This is a genomic window from Acinetobacter terrestris (assembly GCF_004331155.1).
Taxonomy (GTDB): Bacteria; Pseudomonadota; Gammaproteobacteria; order Pseudomonadales; family Moraxellaceae; genus Acinetobacter; species Acinetobacter terrestris.
On record NZ_SJNZ01000019.1, the window covers coordinates 31,445 to 48,776 of the forward strand.

The 17,332-nt window shown below is 43.3% G+C and carries 17 protein-coding genes; 9 read left to right on the top strand and 8 right to left on the bottom strand.

The genetic code is table 11. From position 1 onward, the window contains the following. Nucleotides 1-8 precede the first annotated feature (8 nt). Nucleotides 9-776, top strand: coding sequence for a hypothetical protein (locus tag E0H81_RS11245; RefSeq protein WP_131318971.1), 768 nt, complete (start codon nt 9-11; stop codon nt 774-776). Nucleotides 777-885: 109 nt separating this feature from the next. On the opposite strand, the gene E0H81_RS11250 is transcribed toward E0H81_RS11245, so the two are convergent. Continuing rightward, on the bottom strand, nt 886-1,536 hold the full coding sequence (locus E0H81_RS11250) for a response regulator (protein WP_067725655.1): 651 nt from the start codon (nt 1,534-1,536) through the stop codon (nt 886-888). Nucleotides 1,537-1,913: 377 nt separating this feature from the next. Between E0H81_RS11250 and msuE the strand changes: the two genes are divergently transcribed. The 3 genes from msuE to E0H81_RS11265 all read left to right on the top strand — a co-directional run bounded on the left by msuE (nt 1,914) and on the right by E0H81_RS11265 (nt 4,550). Next, nucleotides 1,914-2,648 carry an FMN reductase gene (gene msuE, locus E0H81_RS11255; RefSeq protein WP_131267728.1) on the top strand — a complete coding sequence of 245 codons (735 nt, stop codon included), beginning with the start codon at nt 1,914-1,916 and terminating at the stop codon, nt 2,646-2,648. A 29-nt stretch (nt 2,649-2,677) separates the two neighbouring features. Then, nucleotides 2,678-3,796, top strand: a complete 1,119-nt coding sequence (sfnG, locus tag E0H81_RS11260; RefSeq protein WP_131318973.1) for a dimethylsulfone monooxygenase SfnG — start codon at nt 2,678-2,680, stop codon at nt 3,794-3,796. A gap of 139 nt (nt 3,797-3,935) precedes the next feature. Beyond that, the gene (locus E0H81_RS11265) at nt 3,936-4,550 is read left to right on the top strand and encodes a riboflavin synthase subunit alpha (RefSeq protein WP_131318975.1); all 615 of its coding nucleotides are present in this window, start codon (nt 3,936-3,938) and stop codon (nt 4,548-4,550) included. An 84-nt stretch (nt 4,551-4,634) separates the two neighbouring features. On the opposite strand, the gene E0H81_RS11270 is transcribed toward E0H81_RS11265, so the two are convergent. Beyond that, the gene (locus E0H81_RS11270) at nt 4,635-5,816 is read right to left on the bottom strand and encodes an acyl-CoA dehydrogenase family protein (RefSeq protein ID WP_131318977.1); all 1,182 of its coding nucleotides are present in this window, start codon (nt 5,814-5,816) and stop codon (nt 4,635-4,637) included. Between the two features lie 131 nt (nt 5,817-5,947). After that, complete coding sequence (gene acs / locus E0H81_RS11275; RefSeq protein ID WP_131318979.1) at nt 5,948-7,891, bottom strand: acetate--CoA ligase; 1,944 nt, start codon at nt 7,889-7,891, stop codon at nt 5,948-5,950. 287 nt (nt 7,892-8,178) lie between these two features. On the opposite strand from acs, the gene E0H81_RS11280 reads away from it, so the two are divergent. Next, nucleotides 8,179-8,760, top strand: coding sequence for a DUF805 domain-containing protein (locus E0H81_RS11280; protein WP_131267733.1), 582 nt, complete (start codon nt 8,179-8,181; stop codon nt 8,758-8,760). Nucleotides 8,761-8,870: 110 nt separating this feature from the next. Next, nucleotides 8,871-9,851, top strand: coding sequence for a mechanosensitive ion channel family protein (locus E0H81_RS11285; RefSeq protein ID WP_131318981.1), 981 nt, complete (start codon nt 8,871-8,873; stop codon nt 9,849-9,851). Here E0H81_RS11285 and E0H81_RS11290 read toward each other — a convergent pair. The 5 genes from E0H81_RS11290 to prfB all read right to left on the bottom strand — a co-directional run bounded on the left by E0H81_RS11290 (nt 9,825) and on the right by prfB (nt 14,884). After that, nucleotides 9,825-10,538 carry a 16S rRNA (uracil(1498)-N(3))-methyltransferase gene (locus E0H81_RS11290; protein ID WP_131318983.1) on the bottom strand — a complete coding sequence of 238 codons (714 nt, stop codon included), beginning with the start codon at nt 10,536-10,538 and terminating at the stop codon, nt 9,825-9,827. The genes E0H81_RS11285 and E0H81_RS11290 overlap by 27 nt on opposite strands. A 208-nt stretch (nt 10,539-10,746) precedes the next feature. Next, the gene (locus tag E0H81_RS11295) at nt 10,747-12,027 is read right to left on the bottom strand and encodes a 3-deoxy-D-manno-octulosonic acid transferase (RefSeq protein ID WP_131318985.1); all 1,281 of its coding nucleotides are present in this window, start codon (nt 12,025-12,027) and stop codon (nt 10,747-10,749) included. Nucleotides 12,028-12,137: 110 nt separating this feature from the next. Next, nucleotides 12,138-13,214, bottom strand: coding sequence for an alkene reductase (locus E0H81_RS11300; RefSeq protein ID WP_131318987.1), 1,077 nt, complete (start codon nt 13,212-13,214; stop codon nt 12,138-12,140). A gap of 38 nt (nt 13,215-13,252) precedes the next feature. Beyond that, nucleotides 13,253-13,555, bottom strand: a complete 303-nt coding sequence (locus E0H81_RS11305) for an ArsR/SmtB family transcription factor (protein ID WP_131267738.1) — start codon at nt 13,553-13,555, stop codon at nt 13,253-13,255. Between the two features lie 233 nt (nt 13,556-13,788). Further along, nucleotides 13,789-14,884, bottom strand: a protein-coding gene (prfB, locus tag E0H81_RS11310; RefSeq protein WP_131267739.1) for a peptide chain release factor 2 whose coding sequence is annotated in 2 segments (ribosomal slippage) — nt 13,789-14,811 and nt 14,813-14,884 — 1,095 coding nt in all. Because the reading frame shifts where the segments join, the coding sequence is not laid out codon by codon here. 105 nt (nt 14,885-14,989) lie between these two features. Between prfB and E0H81_RS11315 the strand changes: the two genes are divergently transcribed. From E0H81_RS11315 to E0H81_RS11325, 3 genes are all read left to right on the top strand, one after another. Continuing rightward, a complete protein-coding gene (locus E0H81_RS11315; RefSeq protein ID WP_205677724.1) occupies nt 14,990-15,235 on the top strand; it encodes a hypothetical protein in 246 nt (81 codons plus the stop codon). A gap of 323 nt (nt 15,236-15,558) precedes the next feature. Continuing rightward, complete coding sequence (locus tag E0H81_RS11320; RefSeq protein WP_131267741.1) at nt 15,559-16,347, top strand: putative porin; 789 nt, start codon at nt 15,559-15,561, stop codon at nt 16,345-16,347. Nucleotides 16,348-16,522: 175 nt separating this feature from the next. Then, the gene (locus tag E0H81_RS11325) at nt 16,523-17,323 is read left to right on the top strand and encodes a putative porin (protein WP_131318989.1); all 801 of its coding nucleotides are present in this window, start codon (nt 16,523-16,525) and stop codon (nt 17,321-17,323) included. Nucleotides 17,324-17,332 lie beyond the last annotated feature (9 nt).

Here is a 17,332-nt window from a genome sequence, read left to right on the forward strand (position 1 = left end):
AGTTTAAGATGAACATTTCTGAAGCCAGAAGCCATGGCGTAGATCAATCGCAACAATTTTACCGTCAATATGGTGCCAATGCCCTGTTACCTGAAATTCAATGGACTGAATTATTCAAGCCCAGCCACTTGAAAGACACACATATTCAGGCATTAAACACCTTGTATCAAAGTGCGGTTCCGCTTGCATTACAAGTGTTTGATGAATTGAATTTTGATGTATTCAGTCCTGCTGCCTATAAACCGCAAGGCTTGGGTTTATTTGACCGACTTGCTGAACAAGAAGATAAGCTGATCCAGTCCTTAAAAGCCGAATCTAAAGACTTAAGCGATGCAGTACGTCACCAGATTTGGAGCATGTTATTGCGCGGGGGTGCGGTGCTGGTCTTTAAAGCATGGCTGGGCAAAGTCAAAACCGATGAGAATCTGCTCGATACCACCCAGTTTGATGAATTGTCTGATCTGCTTTTTATCAAGACCCCACCTTTGGAATTGGCACAGCACTTAGAGGTAAATGCCCATGCCAATGAAGATCATATCTTCCTGCTGTATGGCAGTGATGTCTATTTAGACCGTTTTAACAGTCTGGAAACTGCGACTTTATTTGTCGATTTAGGCGTATATGATGCGGCATTTTTAAGTTTACGAGATGAAAGCGTGGCTGAATATCTAAAAGAACAAGCATATGTATCTCAAGAGCAAATTGATGATCTGCAATGTGCATTAAATCCATTATTTTGCACAGACCATACCCCCAGACAAAGCTACGTCGCCTAATCTAAAACACTAAAGGCTTTGAATTTCAAAACATCTCGCGCAATAAACCTCGCAATAAAAAAGGCACTTTCATCAAGTACCTTTTTCGTTCAATGCTGGGTTTAGCAGATTACATTCTCTTTTCTTCAATATTTAACGCACTGATCGCCAATACTGCCTGAGTACGGTTTTGTACATTCAATTTACGGAAAATGGCAGTGACATGCGCTTTAATGGTTGCTTCAGAGACATCAAGCTCATAAGCAATCTGTTTATTCAGTAAACCTTCAGCCACCATCATCAATACACGGAATTGTTGCGGTGTCAGCGATTGAATACGTTCTGCCAGCGCAGTTTCATCTGCGGCACGTGGATCAAAATTCAGGTTGGCAGGCAAGTTTGGCGGTAACCAGATGTCACCTTCCAGCACCTGGCGAATCGCCTCGCCAATATGGCTTGGATGTGCTGATTTAGGAATATAGCCCATTGCACCATGCGCAATGGCACGTTGAATAATTGAAGTTTCTTCATGCGCAGAAACCACAATAATTGGAATTGAGGGATATTGTGCACGGACGTGAACCAAAGCTGAAAAGCCCGAAGCGCCTGGTAAATTTAAATCCAATAAAACCAAATCCGGTTCTGGTCCGTTATCTAAGCGTTCGTACAACTCATTTACTGCAGCTGTTTCATGAATTTGAGCTTGCGGTAAGCTGTAACGAACGGCCTGAATTAAGGCATGACGAAACAGCGGATGGTCATCAACGATTAAAATATTCATAAGCGACATGAAGGATCTTGTGCACAGTGGTTTCTATTCTAACCATAGTCACGCATTTAAGGATATGCAAGATCTCACTATTTTTACATTTAAGCCGATATTCACACTCACAAATTGGCAAAATTATGTATTTTCTTAATTTCTTTCAATCTAATCACTTTTTCATATAAATTTTATCGTCTAAAGAAAAATGCTTATTAATAATCAAGATAAACCTATAAATCAAATAATTAACAAGCCTTAAAACGCCAGTTAATCACAATTTTCGTTATATCTTAAAATCAGATAACTTTTCTGTATTTGCTTATTTTACAGCATATGCCAACTGTTGATTAATAAACACATTCCGAGATTTTATTGTTTTAGGTTATTCCAAAATGTCTATTTTAAATACACAAAAACCCTTAAATATTGTTGCTGTATCGGGTGGTTTGAACAACCCGTCAAAAACTGAAGCTTTGGTTCAAGCGATTCTGGACGAACTGGGTGAAGCCACCCCGATTAATGTCCATTTCATTAAATTCAGCGAAATTGGTCAATTGATGGGCGGTGCGATCTACCGCAATCAATTACCACAGCGGGTACAAGATGACTTGGCTGCCGTAGAAGCAGCAGATGCACTGATTGTCGGGACGCCAGTGTACCGCGCATCATTTACCGGTTTATTTAAACACTTTTTCGATTTTGTAGAACAAACCGCATTGGTCGATGTGCCTGTGCTACTTGCGGCTTCAGGCGGTTCTGAACGTCATGCCTTGGTTCTTGAACACCAGTTACGTCCATTGTTTAGCTTCTTCCAGGCACAAACTTTGCCAATCGGTGTTTACGCGACTGACCGCGATTTCACGCCTGAATACACCATTCACAGCGAATTCTTGCGTGACCGTATTACTTTGGCCGTAGCACGTGCGCTACCAATTCTTGAATGGGCACCGGCAAAAGGTCAACGTGCAGAAGTGGTCAAAGAGAAAACCCAACAAGCCAACCAAAACCTGGGCATTAATAAACAAATCGAGCAGGAAGAAGTGCTTCCTTCTGCGGCAGTGCCAAGCCTGGATGCAGCAGAATCACGCTTGCACAGCAAAAAATCACCGAAGACTCAAGTCGCTTAATTAGCGGCTTCCAACTCGAGGGTTTAAAAATGTCACAACAACAAGCGCAGCAAGACAACAATGTAAAATTTGCCTATTGGGTACCCAATGTCAGCGGCGGTTTCGTGGTCAGCAACATCGAACAGCGCACCGACTGGAGCTATGAGTACAATGTCCGCTTAGCCCAAGCGGCAGAAAAAAGCGGTTTTGAATACGGCTTAACCCAGATTCGTTTTGCGTCAAGCTACGGCGCAGAAAACCAGCATGAATCGGTCAGTTTTAGTCATGCGCTATTGGCGAAAACTGAAAAAATCAAACTGATTGCAGCAATTTTACCGGGACCGTGGAAACCTGCTCTGGCAGCAAAACAATTGGCCAGCATTAATCAAATGACCAATGGCCGTATCGCGATTAACGTGGTCAGTGGCTGGTTCCGTGGTGAATTTGATGCAATTGGCGAAGAATGGCCAGAACACGATCAGCGTTATGCCCGTTCCGAAGAATTTATTCGCAGCTTACGTGGCATTTGGAATACAGATCACTTTAATTTTGATGGTAAGTTCTATCAGTTTAAAGATTACACGCTACGTCCACAGCCATTGCCAAACAAGCCGGTTGAGATTTTCCAGGGCGGCAGTTCACGTGCAGCACGCGATATGGCAGCAAGCGTATCCGACTGGTACTTCACCAACGGCAATACGCCTGAAGAGCTGAAAAAACAGATTGATGATATTCGTGAAAAAGCCAAAGTGAATAACCATCAGGTAAAAATTGGTGTCAATGCTTTCATTATTGCCCGTGATACCGAAGAAGAAGCCAAAGCCGTGCTGCAAGAAATCATCGACAAGGCCAACATCAAGGCAGTAAAAAACTTCGGTGATGCCACCCGCGAAGCCGGTGCATCCACTGCTGAAGGTGAAGGCAACTGGGCAAAATCAAGCTTTGAAGATTTGGTGCAGTATAACGATGGCTTTAAAACCAACCTGATTGGTACACCGCAGCAAATTGCTGAACGTATTGTGCTGCTTAAAAATATCGGTGTCGACCTGGTTCTTTCCGGCTTCTTGCACTGTATTGAAGAAGTGGAATATTTTGGTCAGAAGGTCTTGCCTTTGGTGCGTGAACTCGAAGCAAAGCAGGCCGAACAGCTACAGGCAAAATCAGCTTAAGCCATCCCATTATAATAATAATGCTTTACCCCACTTCATCCCCTCAGGACTCGGCCTGAGGGTTTTTTTTATGCAAATACAGTAGTCAGATTCCAGATTGCTCCTTACAATCGAAGTCATCTGAATAAGGAAAATGTCAATGTATACAGGTATTGTTCAAGGCTTGGAAAAAATCATTGAAATTAAAAAAGGTGATGGTTTTATTACGATTGTGGTGAGCAACCAGCAGCACTTTTTTGCCGATGTTTTTATTGGTGCAAGTGTTGCCATCAATGGCGTATGCCTGACAGTCACCACCATTGATGCCGCACTGAATCAAATTCATTTTGATATTTCTGATGTCACTTTGGCACTCACTACCTTAAAAAATTTAAAAGTCGGTGATGCGGTCAATATTGAACGCTCTGCCAAAGTTGGTGCAGAAAATGGCGGGCATAACCTGTATGGACACATCGAAGGCACTGCAATTGTTAAAGCTCTTGAACAGCGCGGTGAGACTTTCCACATTGACCTGCAGATTCCAGACGGCAATATCAAATACTTCTTTCTAAAAGGTTTTATAGGGCTGAATGGTTGCAGCCTCACCATCAACCGTGTCGATCGTCAAGCGAGTGAAATCTCGATTGATTTGATCCCTGAAACACTTCGTTTAACCACATGGAAAGATGTCAAAGTTGGTGATGAAGTAAATTACGAAATTGACCAGATGACCCGAACCTTGGTGGATACCCTGGAAAATATCCATCAGCGTTAAGCTTTCTTGTCTTAGTTTGATTTGCTTCGAGTCATAAAAAAGCCTTGATCTAAAGGCTTTTTGAGTTTTGGATAGGGCGCTCAATCAAGAATAAAAACTTGGATCAGGCACTTTGCCGGTCAACACCCACTCGCCCACTTCCTGATATTTATAATCAATCGGGTCATGCAGCGTCTGGGTACGCACATTTCGCCAGAAACGGTCTAGATTCAGTTTGGCTGTGGTCGCACGTGCACCCATCACTTGGAAAATATTTTGCGTCACAAACAGCGAAGTATTGGTCGCAGCAATTTTTGCAGTGGCAATGGCAATACTGACTTCACCACGTTGCTCGGCTGTTAGGTTCTCGCCGATATCCCAAGCGTTCTGCAAGGTCTCTACCGCTTTATTGGCCAGTAAACGTACCCCTTCCAGTTGCACATAAAACTCGGCAAAGTGCTTTTGCATGAATGGATCATTGACTGCATTTTCAGCCAATGATTTTGACCATGCTTTCTGGCTTTGCACAGTTTGTTTTGCAGTTTCAAAAGCGCCTTCGGCTACGCCCAAGAACATATGCACAAAAATCAGCTGTGCCACTAAAGGGCGTAAGCTCGAATACGGCGTACTCAGCGGTCCCGGATTGAGCAGCAATTCATCTTCTTGAATTTTGACCTGCTCGAAATGACTACTGCCACTGTCAGTTTGGCGTTGTCCCATATTGTTCCAGTCACCCAAGAAACTGACCCCGTCGCGCGCAGTCGGAATCACGCCAATCAGTAATTTTCCATCCTCGTTATAACCTGAGCAAAGCAGTACATCTGAATCCATCGAACCTGAACAAAAGCTTTTATCACCATGAAAGATATATTCATGTTCAGAGACTTTCACTGCTGTAGTGCGTCGGTCCAACGGATTTAAAGTATTGCCCCAAAACAGGTTTTCCTGAGCAGTTTGCTGAAACCATTTGCCATATTGTTCAGGTTGTGAAAACAGTTGTACCGTTGCAATCAGTAAATGATGAAAACCATAAACATGCGCAAGTGAACTATCGACTTGAGCAATCGTCTGAATGGTTTGAAAAATTGTTTTCCACGTTGCCCCTTGCCCACCATATTGGGTTGGAATAGACAGACCCAATAAGCCACTTTGACGAATTAAATCACGCTCGGATTTTGGGTTGCCACCCTGCTTGTCACGTTCTGCGGCAGTGGTTGCAAACTGTTCGGCCAGTTGTCGGGCGATCTCAATCGGTTGAGCTGAGGTTAACGGTGTTGAAGCATTCATAATATTGTCTGATTATTCCTATATTTTTAGCTTAGCAGATGATGTTTTGCTGCTTTATCTCAATGCCTGCAGTCCTTATACGCAAAATAAAAATACCGCCTGAAAAATACAGGCGGTATAAATAAAATGACTTACTTGTCGGGGTAGACGGTCGCAATCAGATTGTCCACCACCTGTGGATCTGCCAAGGTTGAGGTATCGCCCAAGGTATCCAGCTCATTGGCAGCAATCTTTCTTAAAATGCGGCGCATGATTTTACCGGAACGGGTTTTTGGCAAGGCGGGTGCCCAATACAAAGCATCCGGTGTAGCGACGGGTCCTAATACCTTGCGTACCCAGCTGACCAGTTCTTTACGCAGCTCGTCAGATTCCTCAAAATCGGCCTGCAAGGTCACAAATGCACAGATGCCCTGACCCTTAATGTCATGCGGCATGCCGACCACGGCAGCTTCAGCGACATGCTCGTGTGCCACCAGGGCACTTTCCACTTCTGCCGTGCCTAAACGGTGTCCGGAGACATTTAATACATCATCGACCCGTCCGGTAATCCAGTAATAGCCATCTCGGTCACGGCGTGCACCATCTCCGGTAAAATAAGTCCCTGGATAAGTCGAGAAATAGGCTTCAATAAAACGTTCAGGATCGCCCCAGATGGTGCGCATCTGTCCCGGCCAGGAATCCTTGATAATCAGGTTGCCTTCCGCTTCGCCTTCCAGCTCTTTCCCTTCAGCATCGACGATCGCCGGTTGGATGCCAAATAATGGTCGGGTGGCAGAACCCGGTTTTAAATCGGTTGCACCCGGTAAGGGTGAAATTAAAATCCCGCCTGTTTCGGTTTGCCACCAGGTATCGACAATTGGACAACGGCTTTCACCAACCACGGTGTAATACCAGTTCCAGGCTTCCGGATTAATCGGCTCACCGACAGATCCGATTAGACGCAAGCTGCTGCGGTCACTCTCACGGACAAAGGCATCACCTTCACGCATCATGGCGCGAATTGCCGTTGGGGCGGTATAGAGGATGGTGACATTGTGCTTGTCGACAATATGGCCGGTACGTGCCCAGGTCGGATATTGTGGTACACCTTCAAACATCACCGTGGTAGTACCGTTCGACAATGGCCCGTATAGCACATAGGAATGCCCGGTAATCCAGCCGACATCTGCAGTACACCAGAACACATCATCCTGCTTGATATCAAAGACTTCACGGAAAGTCGAGTTCACATAAGTCAGATAGCCACCGGTGCTATGCAGCACACCTTTGGGCTTGCCGGTTGAACCTGATGTATACAGGATAAATAAAGGATCTTCGGCATTCATCGGTTCAGGGGGGCAGATTTCATTGACCGACATGATTTCCATGTGATACCACAGGTCACGTCCTTCCTTAAGTTCAATCGGGTTGCCGGTACGGTGCACCACTATCACATTTTGAACGGACTCGGTTCCCTGCACCTTGAGTGCCGCATCGACATTTTCTTTCAGTGGAATCGGCTTGCCACCGCGCATGCCGGAATCGGCAGTAATCACGACTTTTGCCTGACAGTCTTCAATCCGACTGGCCAGTGAGTCTGGCGAGAAACCACCAAATACCACACAGTGCACCGCACCAATTCGTGCGCAAGCCAGCATAGAAATGGCCGCTTCAGAGGTCATGGGCATATACAGCACCACACGGTCGCCTTTGGTCACGCCATGTTTTTTGAGTACATTGGCAAAACGGCAGACTTCATCATGCAGTTCTTTAAAGGAAATAATTTTATGCCGTGAAGGATGATCGCCTTCCCAAATAATTGCAGGTTTATGCGGATGTTCTTTTAAATGACGGTCCAGACAATTGGCACTCAGGTTCAGCTGTCCATCGGCAAACCATTCGATCTTGAAATTATCCTTGTCGAAACTGGTGTTTTTGACTTGGCTAAAAGGTTTAATCCAGTCCAGTTTGTTGGCCTGTTCTGCCCAATATTCATCAGGCTGATCAATGGATTTCTGATAACGCTCGAAATATTCAGACTCATTGGTGCGAGCGGTTTTTTTAAATTCTTCTGGTACAGGATAGATCTCTTTCATAGGTACTTCCTTGCTCTTTTCATCTCATCACGAGATGCCATGCCACGTTCTTGATTTTATTGACTGCATACCCACAGTATGACGATTATTTTTCAACCGCTTCAATCATGCTTTGGTCGTAGTTTGTTTATACAAGTTAAAACACAGACTGCTTATCGTATACAACAAAAAAAATGATCTTGTTCGTATCTGATCTGTTCATTTGATCTTATAATTTAACAAGAAAATGCTTTCACTGCTTTACGACAACCTCCATTTTATTACCTCCTTCTTACCCGGAAAAGCATATGAACCCGCAAGACTCATCTCCTTTTTTTTCCCGACCGCAACCGGTCAAGGCAGATAATCCGCTCTCTCCAGAAGGGCGTTTCGGTCGTTTGAGTTCAATTGGCTGGTATGGCTTTGTCCATTTAATTACCTTCTTTGCCACCATTGCACTAAGCCTGACCATGGGGCTTTTCAACCTGAATACCCTGTCGGTGGACAATCAGTTTGTGAATACTCTGACAGGAATCGCAGGCCTCGGCTTCGTGGTGATTTTGGTACTGTATATCTATTTCCTGATCGTGATTACGGTACGCCGTTTGCATGACCTGAACCGTACTGGCTGGCTGATTTTGCTGTTTCTGGTGCCACTGCTGAATATTTTTATGGGTCTGTACCTGCTTTTGGGTTCAGGCACCAAAGGCATCAACAACTATGGTCTGCCGCGTGAAACCCCGGTCTGGGAAAAAATATTGGCCTGGTTGATGATTATCATCACTGTGTTAAGTTTCCTGGCTTCAGGCAGCATCGTGTCGTATATGTTTGGTGCCGGTGAACTGGAAATGCCGCAAGAAGTGATCCAAAAAGGCACTCAATACTTTTAGACAGGCTGACAGTTTTTTCACAAAACTAGCGGGAATGCCACATATTGCTGGTTAAATTATTGCTGAGTTTCAGGCAAAATAGCGCATAATTTTTATGATTCGGAAAACCAGTGGCTGAACAAAACAATGCCTTGAGTGAAGTGACCCAAGGCACCTCAGACCTGTTGCACGAAGCAGGCGAAAAAACCGCACAAACCGTGCTTGAACACACCACAAAATACAATGATGCCTATTCGACCATCGACAAATTTGTCGAGGCATTTTGGGAACGTTTACCTTATATCTGTATTGCGCTGGTGGTGTTTACGATTTTCTATTTACTGTCAAAACTGTTTAAATTTTTTGTCCGTAAAGCTTTAACAGACCGCACCTATACCAAACAGAATCTGGTTCTGGTACTCAACCGGGTCGGTAGTTCAGCCATCATGTTCTTTGGTTTCCTGATTGCCATGGTCATTGCCATTCCGGGATTCACCCCGGGTCAGCTGATGAGCGCATTGGGGATTGGTTCGGTCGCGATCGGTTTCGCGTTCAAGGATATTTTCCAGAACCTGCTTTCCGGTATTCTGATTTTGCTGGGTGAACCGTTCAAAATTGGTGATGACATTATCGTATCGGGCATGGAAGGTACGGTTGAAGATATTCAGATTCGTGCAACTTTTTTACGTTCACCCGATGGACGTCGTATCGTCATTCCAAATGCAACCGTTTATACCAGCGCAGTGACCGTAAATACGGCATATACCCGTCGCCGCTGTGAATTTGTGGTCGGTATTGGTTATGAAGATGATATCCAAAAAGCCAAAGATATTATTACTGCCATTCTGGATAAAGATCCAACAATCCTGAGCCAGCCTGGGTTTAGCGTGAATGTAATCGCACTGGCTGACTTCTCGATTACCTTAAAAGCGTTCTGGTGGGTCGATACGACTGAAACAGGTATGGGAACGTCGATCAGTGCCGTACAGGAACGGGTGATTCAGGCCTTTGCCGAACATAATGTTTCTATTCCTTATCCAGTACAGGAAGTCAAAGTCTATCGTGGTGAAGGCCATGAAGATGCTTCAGCCCGTGCTAAACAGCCGACCTAAAACATAAGAAATAGCTGTCTCAGTACGGAGAATACGGTTGCCGAGGCTTACTGCCTGGCAGCCGTTTTTTATCAGTAAATCGACCTCATAGGGAATAAAACCGCCTTCGGGTCCAATCACAATCGTACATGGATGATCAATCGCAAAGGGCATTTTCATCTCTGCATAAGGATGGGCCACATAGGCCGGACAATCCGCTGTAACTAAACTGGGCAGTACATCCTCTACAAAAGGTTTAAAGCGTTTATAGATTTCAATTTGGGGTGCAATTGTATCCCCGGCTTGCTCCAGACCCAGCGTTACATATTGATCTAACTGCTGTAAAAATGGCGTTTGCCAATAGCTTTTATCGACTCGATAACTGTGCAAAAGAATAATTTTCTCTACGCCCAGCGTGACACTGTCCATAATTAAACGGCGTAGCACTTTAGGACGTGGCATGGCCACAATTAAAGTCACCGCTAGTTTCACCGGAACAGTTTCTTCTTTAACTGGTTTTAATTTTATGGCTTGTTCGGTCACTTCGACAACTTCGGTCAGGTAACGTTTCCCTTCGCGAATCCCCACTTTTAATGTGTCTCCGACTTGCACATCAACATGCTGTTTTAAATGTTCAAGCTGACGTTTCGAGCTAATCGACCAGATTTCTGATTCAGTTTGGCGTGGGTCAAGAAGGACGATGTTCATAGAATCCTGTACTAAAAAAATATGCAATCATTCGATACACGGAAGGCGACATGGATGTCGCCAGCAGTGCTGAGGTACAGGATGTACCTTCAGCACTGCAAAAGATTTTTGTTACTTTTAATCTTTTAAAAGTAAAAAGACCTACACGAAAAAAATAGAAACTTAACCATAATTTTGAGGTCGTGAATGCTCTAGTCCCAAATGATTTTTAAAGATACTGATCAATCACCGCAATATGCTTTGCTAACGAGCCTGTATTTTTAAGCATGATTTGCTGTGCCTGCTGGTTCAGTTGCTCTGCAGCTACCTGATCATTTAACAGTTCAATTAAAACTTTCGCCGCCTGCTCTGCATCGTTCACGACTTTAACGCCGCCTACAGCGACAAACTCATCAACAATGGTCTGGAAGTTAAAGTAATTTTTACCTAAAACCGTCGGCACATTTAATGCAACCGGCTCTAAAATATTATGCCCACCGCCCGGTTCATTCAATGAACCGCCCACAAAGCAGACTTGGCTTAAGGCGTACCACAACCACATCTCACCCATACTATCGGCTAGGTACACTTGGGTATGCGGCTCAATAATTTCACCTAAACTGCGGCGTTGAGTATTTAAATCTAGGTCTTTTGCACCCTGAAACACCTCGTCAAAACGTTCCGGATGACGTGGCACCACAATCACTACAATCTCTGGATATTGGCTAAGATAAGGCTTTAATGCGTTGAGTAATTTTTGTTCTTCAGGTGCATGCGTACTGGCAATGGTGATGATTTTACGTGCTGCTAAATTCCAGTCTTGTTTCAGTTGCTGCGCCTGTTGAATAAAGCTTTCAGGGGCATGAATATCAAACTTGATACTGCCCAATACCTGACTTTTATTCTCAGACATGCCCAAATTTAGGAAACGGTCTAAAGTCGCCTGATCTTGAGCCAGTAACTGGTCTAAACCACTGAGCATGCCTCGGCTAAGCCTTGGAACCTTGCTGTAGCCTTGGGCAGATTTTTCTGAAAGTCGTGCATTGATCAATAAACACGGCACTTTAAATTGCTGGGCCTGATCAATTAAATTCGGCCAGATTTCAGTTTCTACCAAGGCCAATAATTTTGGCTGATATTTTTGATAAAACGCCTGAACTAATTTTTTCTGATCGGCAGGCAAATACACCGCCTGGAACAGATGCTCATAGGGGGCTTTTAAAAACAGGGATTTGGCCCGTGCCTGTCCGGTCTTGGTGGTATTGGTTACTAAAACCGCATGACCCAATTTTAAATAATGTTCGATTAAGGGCTGTGCCGCATTGGTTTCGCCCACAGAGACCACATGAAACCAGATTGCATGCAGGTTTTTAGGCTGCTGGAATGGTCCAAAACGCTCAAGACACTCTTGTTGCAATTGCTCCATATCCAACGCACGTTTTTTGATCCGCCATTGATACAATGGTTTAATGACTGATAATGCTGCGTTGTACCAAAAAGGAGTAGCCAAACAAGTTGCCTCAAATTGTGTTCAATCGGCAAAATATAACAGAGCAGCCTTCACATGTTAATGAATTCTGCTCTGTGCAATGATTTATTCTGCTTTATTGATCGATCAACTTAGCTTTCAGCCAGCTGCTTATTTAAGAATGGATAGTCGATATAGCCTTCTGCCACATCAGTACCAATCATATTTTCAAACTTCACCTCATTCAGAGGTTCATCTTCTACCAGACGCTCGAAAAGGTCAGGATTGGCGATATAAGCCTTACCAAAAGACACTGCTTCGGCTTTGCCTGAGCTTAATAATTCAAGTGCATCGTCACGGCTTAAACGCATATTGGCAATATAAGGCACACCATTTGAACGCGCTTTCATGTCCAGGCTAATGCTGTCATCCGCCAAATATTCGCGGGTAAAGAAGAAGGCAATGTTACGTTTACCCAGTTCTTCTAGCACATAACCAAAAGTTTCTTTCGCATTGGCATCGCCCATATCATGCTCATCGCCACGCGGTGCCAGATGCACACCGACACGACCTGCACCCCAGACTTCAATCAGGGCATCCACCACTTCAAGCAGAAAACGCGCACGGTTTTCAACAGAACCACCATAAAGATCGCTACGTTTATTGGTTGAACTTTGCAAGAATTGGTCAATCAGATAACCATTGGCCGCATGCAATTCCACACCGTCAAAACCGGCAGCTTTGGCATGAATGGCAGACTGTTTATATTGCTCGGTAATGGCATGAATTTCTGAAATTTCCAGTGGACGTGGCACCACATATTCACGTTTTGGACGCAGCAAGCTGACATGACCCGCCTGTTTGACATCACTGGCAGAAACCGGCGTTTCACCGTTTAATAAATCAGGGTGTGATACACGCCCCACATGCCACAATTGCGCCACGATCAAACCGTCTTTGGCATGCACAGCATCAGTCACCTGTTTCCAGCCTTCTACTTGCACATCGCTAAATAAGCCAGGCGTTTTTTCATAACCATTGGCTTCTTCAGAAATCACTGTTGCTTCTGAAATGATTAAACCTGCGCTGGCACGTTGTGCATAGTATTCGGCCATCATTGCGGTCGGTACACGGTCTGTTGTAGCACGGCTACGTGTTAATGGTGCCATCACGACACGGTTTTTAAGTTTAAGTTCACCAAATTGAATCGGTGTTGAAAAATCTGTCATCCAGCAATCCTCTTACAGCTTGCCTGGACTGATTTAGTCTAAAGCGCGTGCTGTAAATGTTGTAAAAATTCTTGGATCAGTGCTTCATTACGCGAGAAATAAGACCATTGCCCATATTTGGTCACATGAATCAGTCCTGCCTGTTGCAGCACCGACAAATGATTGGACATGGTCGATTGAGAAATATCGGCAATTTTTTCCATCTGCCCTGCGCACACGCCACGACTAAAATCATTTCCGCACTCTTCAGTGGAAATGTAACGCTCAGGTTCTTTTAAACATTGCAGAATCTGACGTCTAATCGGGTTGGCTAAGGCTTTATAAATCGCTTCTGTGTCCATCTCATTTCACTCATGTCATGATCAGCACCTTACCAAAAATCATTATATCGAATTTATACGATATTAATATCGAAATTTATCGATACTGTATATTCATTTTGTAATTTGCTGCAATCTTGTACAACTTCACTCTATTCTAACATTGTCTGATCATTGAGTTTTATCAACATCGAATGACCAAATTTTAAAGCTAAAAAAACAGAGGACCAGCCTCTGTTTTTCAAATAATAAAATTACAGACCCTGTTTTAAACTGGCTTCAATAAATTTATCCAGGTCACCATCCAGCACTGCACCGGTATTCGAGCTTTCCACACTGGTACGCAAGTCTTTAATACGCGAATCATCCAGTACGTATGAACGAATCTGGCTACCCCAACCGATATCGGACTTGGTATCTTCCAGCGCCTGTGCAGCATCGTTACGAATTTGCATTTCACGTTCATACAGTTTTGCACGTAACTGTTTCCAGGCATGGTCACGATTGGCGTGTTGTGAACGCTGGTTCTGACAAGCCACCACAATACCTGTCGGTGCATGGGTTAAACGTACCGCAGAGTCAGTTTTGTTAATATGCTGACCACCGGCACCGGATGCGCGATAGGTATCGGTACGAACGTCCGCAGGATTAATATCAATTTCAATATTGTCATCAACTTCAGGCGAAACAAACACCGCAGAGAATGAAGTATGACGACGGTTACCCGAGTCAAAGGGTGATTTACGCACTAAACGGTGAACACCGGATTCGGTACGCAACCAACCATAGGCATAGTCGCCTTCTACACGAATGGTCGCCGATTTAATTCCGGCAACATCACCGTCAGACTCTTCCATCAATTCCGCTTTAAAGCCGTGACGTTCAATCCAGCGCAAATACATGCGCAGCAGCATTGAAGCCCAGTCCTGTGCTTCTGTACCACCAGAACCCGCCTGAATTTCCACATAACATGGGTTTGGATCCATGGGATGACTGAACATACGGCGGAATTCAAGTTTTGCCAGTTCCGATTCAGACGCATCTAATTCTGCCTGCACATCTTCTAGCAGGCTTTCGTCGTCTGCTTCAACCGCCAAATCAAGCAACGCTTGCGCATCTTCTAGCTGCGTCGATAAACCTTCAAGTACATTGAGTACGTTTTCAAGCTCGCCTTTTTCTTTGGCCATGGCTTGTGCACGACTTTGATCATTCCAAATCGCCGGATCTTCTAACTCGCGGAGAACCTCTTCTAAACGCTCTTTTTTCAGATCGTAGTCAAAGATACCCCCGTAGTGTTTGACCACGGTCGTTTAAGTCTTTTAATTGGTTTAGATAAGGATTAATTTCCACGTGAATTACTCTCAATCAGAATACTAGGCTTAAATACCTGTCAATTATAACACAGAGCATGGATGCAATTTTAGAGGGCTAATACGCAATAACAAAGCTCAGTTTTTGAATGTAGAAGCTGATGCTGCATTTGGCGATGAGGATGAAGTAACGATTGCTGCAGACTATTATTTCGACCAAGCATTTAGCTTAGGTGCTGCATATCATATTCAAGATGATGCTGAAGAGGATGTCGATTTCTTCTCAATTCGTTCTCAATATTTCGTTAATTCTAACTTTGCAGTGGGTGGTGAAGTAGGTTTTGGCGATGATGTTCAGGCATTCAATATCAATGCAACATATGGTTTTTAATTGAGCAATAAGTCATAAAATAAACAGTTAAAAACACTCTCAAATGAGGGTGTTTTTTTAATGTTAACTCTCTATTTTGTTACAAAATACTAAAGATTTTATTAAAAATTCACATAAATCCATGAACTATCCACAATCTTAATAAAACAAAACATTTAAATAATTTCATACATTCCAAATACTTAATATTAAAAAATTACATAACATTACGTTAGCAACATTGAGTAACCTTGCGAGGATTGACCCAATCTGATTTTGGTCTAGACTAAAACTTGTAACAAAAAATGTATTAATTTTAACCATAAATTTAAGGGGTAGTATCCATGAAAAAATTAGCCATTGCTTCAGCACTTCTTTCTGCTCTAGCAGTAACAGGTACAGCAAATGCATACCAAGCCGAAGTAGGCGCAGCAGCAGCTTACGTTGACCCAGATAATGGCGGTTCAGGTAGCGCTTTAGGTGTAAATGGTACTTATTACTTTAACCCCGTTCAAACTCGTAATGCTCCACTTGCAGAAGCAGCTTTCCTTGACCGTGCAAGTAATGTAAGTGCTCAAGCAACTTTTGCAGACCAAGGTGATAACGTAGAAAGCAATACCTATGGTGTAAATGCTGAAGTCTATGTTCCAAATACTGACTTCTTTATCGGTGCAGGAATTGCTAAAAACGATACTGAAGTTGATCTAGGTCCACGAACTATCGATACTGATTTAACTACATATAGTGCAGAAGTAGGTTATCTCCCTGCTCCAGGTTTACTCATTGCAGCCGGTTTAAAAGGTTGGGATAATGATCAGGATGACGGTGTAGATCCAACACTTCGTGCAAAATATGTTACTCAATTAAGCAACGGTAATGACATCAATCTAGAAGCAGGTGCTTCATTTGGTGATCTTGATGAGTATAACTTAGCTGCCGATTACTTTATTGATAAAACACTAAGCGTTGGTGCTGACTACTACAACAATGACTTAACTGATCAAAGTGAATTTGGCATCAATGCCCGTAAATTCCTTAACCAGCAAGTTAGCCTTGAAGGTCGTGTTGGTTTCGGTGAAGCTGGTAACAATGACTACAACTCATTTGGTGTAGCTGCGAAGTACCGCTTCTAATTGATCTAAAATAATTTAAATGAAATAGCCCATCTTCGGATGGGCTATTTTTTTGTTCTAAAATAAAGCATTTAGGTATTTTTTGCACATTGACGGGGCGAATATAAACTGTACAATTTGTTACAACTGTTCATGAAGCAGTCATATTTTTATAACAAAACCGAGATACTCTAAAATGTTAAAACAAATTGCTCTTTCTGCTGCACTACTTGCTACTTTGGGAACCACTCACGCTTATCAAGCTGAAATTAATGCTGGATATGAAAACACTGATATTGAGAATTTAGGGGATTTAGACACCATTTTTATTAATGGTAAATATTATCTTAATGGGGTTCAGGTAAAAAATGCTCCGTTAGCAGAAGCCGCGTTCTTAAGTAAAGCCAGCAATATAGGTCTGGGTTATGCTAATGCAAGTGGCGACGGAGATGAGGATATTGATGCACTTGGGATCAACGGCGAGTTTTTTATTCCAAATACACAATTTTATGTAAGCGCTGCTCTTAACCAAACCGATTTTGGTGATGAAGATAATACTGGTTATGCTTTTGAAGTCGGTTACTTACCTATTGAGGGTTTATTATTAGCTGTTGGGGCAGCTAATGAAAATGTAGATCCTGTACAAGTTGCTAACTATGGATTTACTGCAAACCTTTTAAATGCTGTAACCGTAGGTGAAGATACTGCTTTATCTTTACGTGCCAAATATGTGACTTTAATTGGTAATCACTATGCCAATTTTGAAGGTATCTCATATATGGGTGATGAAACAACTTATCGTTTAGGCGCAGATCTTTATCTTGATCCGACATTAAGCGTAGGTGTATCAATTGCTGATTCTACTGCTGATGAGTCAGATACTCTTTTTGGTGTTCGTGCTCAAAAATTCTTTACTCCAGCCATTGCTGCGGGCGTAAACTATACAACTACTGATGGTGCTGATTCTTTTGGCATTAATGGTACATTCCGCTTCTAATCACTCAGA

Coding starts and splice junctions, on each gene's coding strand:
- E0H81_RS11245 (WP_131318971.1), top strand. CDS start 9: ATGAACATTTCTGAAGCCAGAAGCCATGGCGTAGATCAATCGCAACAA.
- E0H81_RS11250 (WP_067725655.1), bottom strand. CDS start 1,536: ATGAATATTTTAATCGTTGATGACCATCCGCTGTTTCGTCATGCCTTA.
- msuE (WP_131267728.1), top strand. CDS start 1,914: ATGTCTATTTTAAATACACAAAAACCCTTAAATATTGTTGCTGTATCG.
- sfnG (WP_131318973.1), top strand. CDS start 2,678: ATGTCACAACAACAAGCGCAGCAAGACAACAATGTAAAATTTGCCTAT.
- E0H81_RS11265 (WP_131318975.1), top strand. CDS start 3,936: ATGTATACAGGTATTGTTCAAGGCTTGGAAAAAATCATTGAAATTAAA.
- E0H81_RS11270 (WP_131318977.1), bottom strand. CDS start 5,816: ATGAATGCTTCAACACCGTTAACCTCAGCTCAACCGATTGAGATCGCC.
- acs (WP_131318979.1), bottom strand. CDS start 7,891: ATGAAAGAGATCTATCCTGTACCAGAAGAATTTAAAAAAACCGCTCGC.
- E0H81_RS11280 (WP_131267733.1), top strand. CDS start 8,179: ATGAACCCGCAAGACTCATCTCCTTTTTTTTCCCGACCGCAACCGGTC.
- E0H81_RS11290 (WP_131318983.1), bottom strand. CDS start 10,538: ATGAACATCGTCCTTCTTGACCCACGCCAAACTGAATCAGAAATCTGG.
- E0H81_RS11300 (WP_131318987.1), bottom strand. CDS start 13,214: ATGACAGATTTTTCAACACCGATTCAATTTGGTGAACTTAAACTTAAA.
- E0H81_RS11305 (WP_131267738.1), bottom strand. CDS start 13,555: ATGGACACAGAAGCGATTTATAAAGCCTTAGCCAACCCGATTAGACGT.
- E0H81_RS11320 (WP_131267741.1), top strand. CDS start 15,559: ATGAAAAAATTAGCCATTGCTTCAGCACTTCTTTCTGCTCTAGCAGTA.
- E0H81_RS11325 (WP_131318989.1), top strand. CDS start 16,523: ATGTTAAAACAAATTGCTCTTTCTGCTGCACTACTTGCTACTTTGGGA.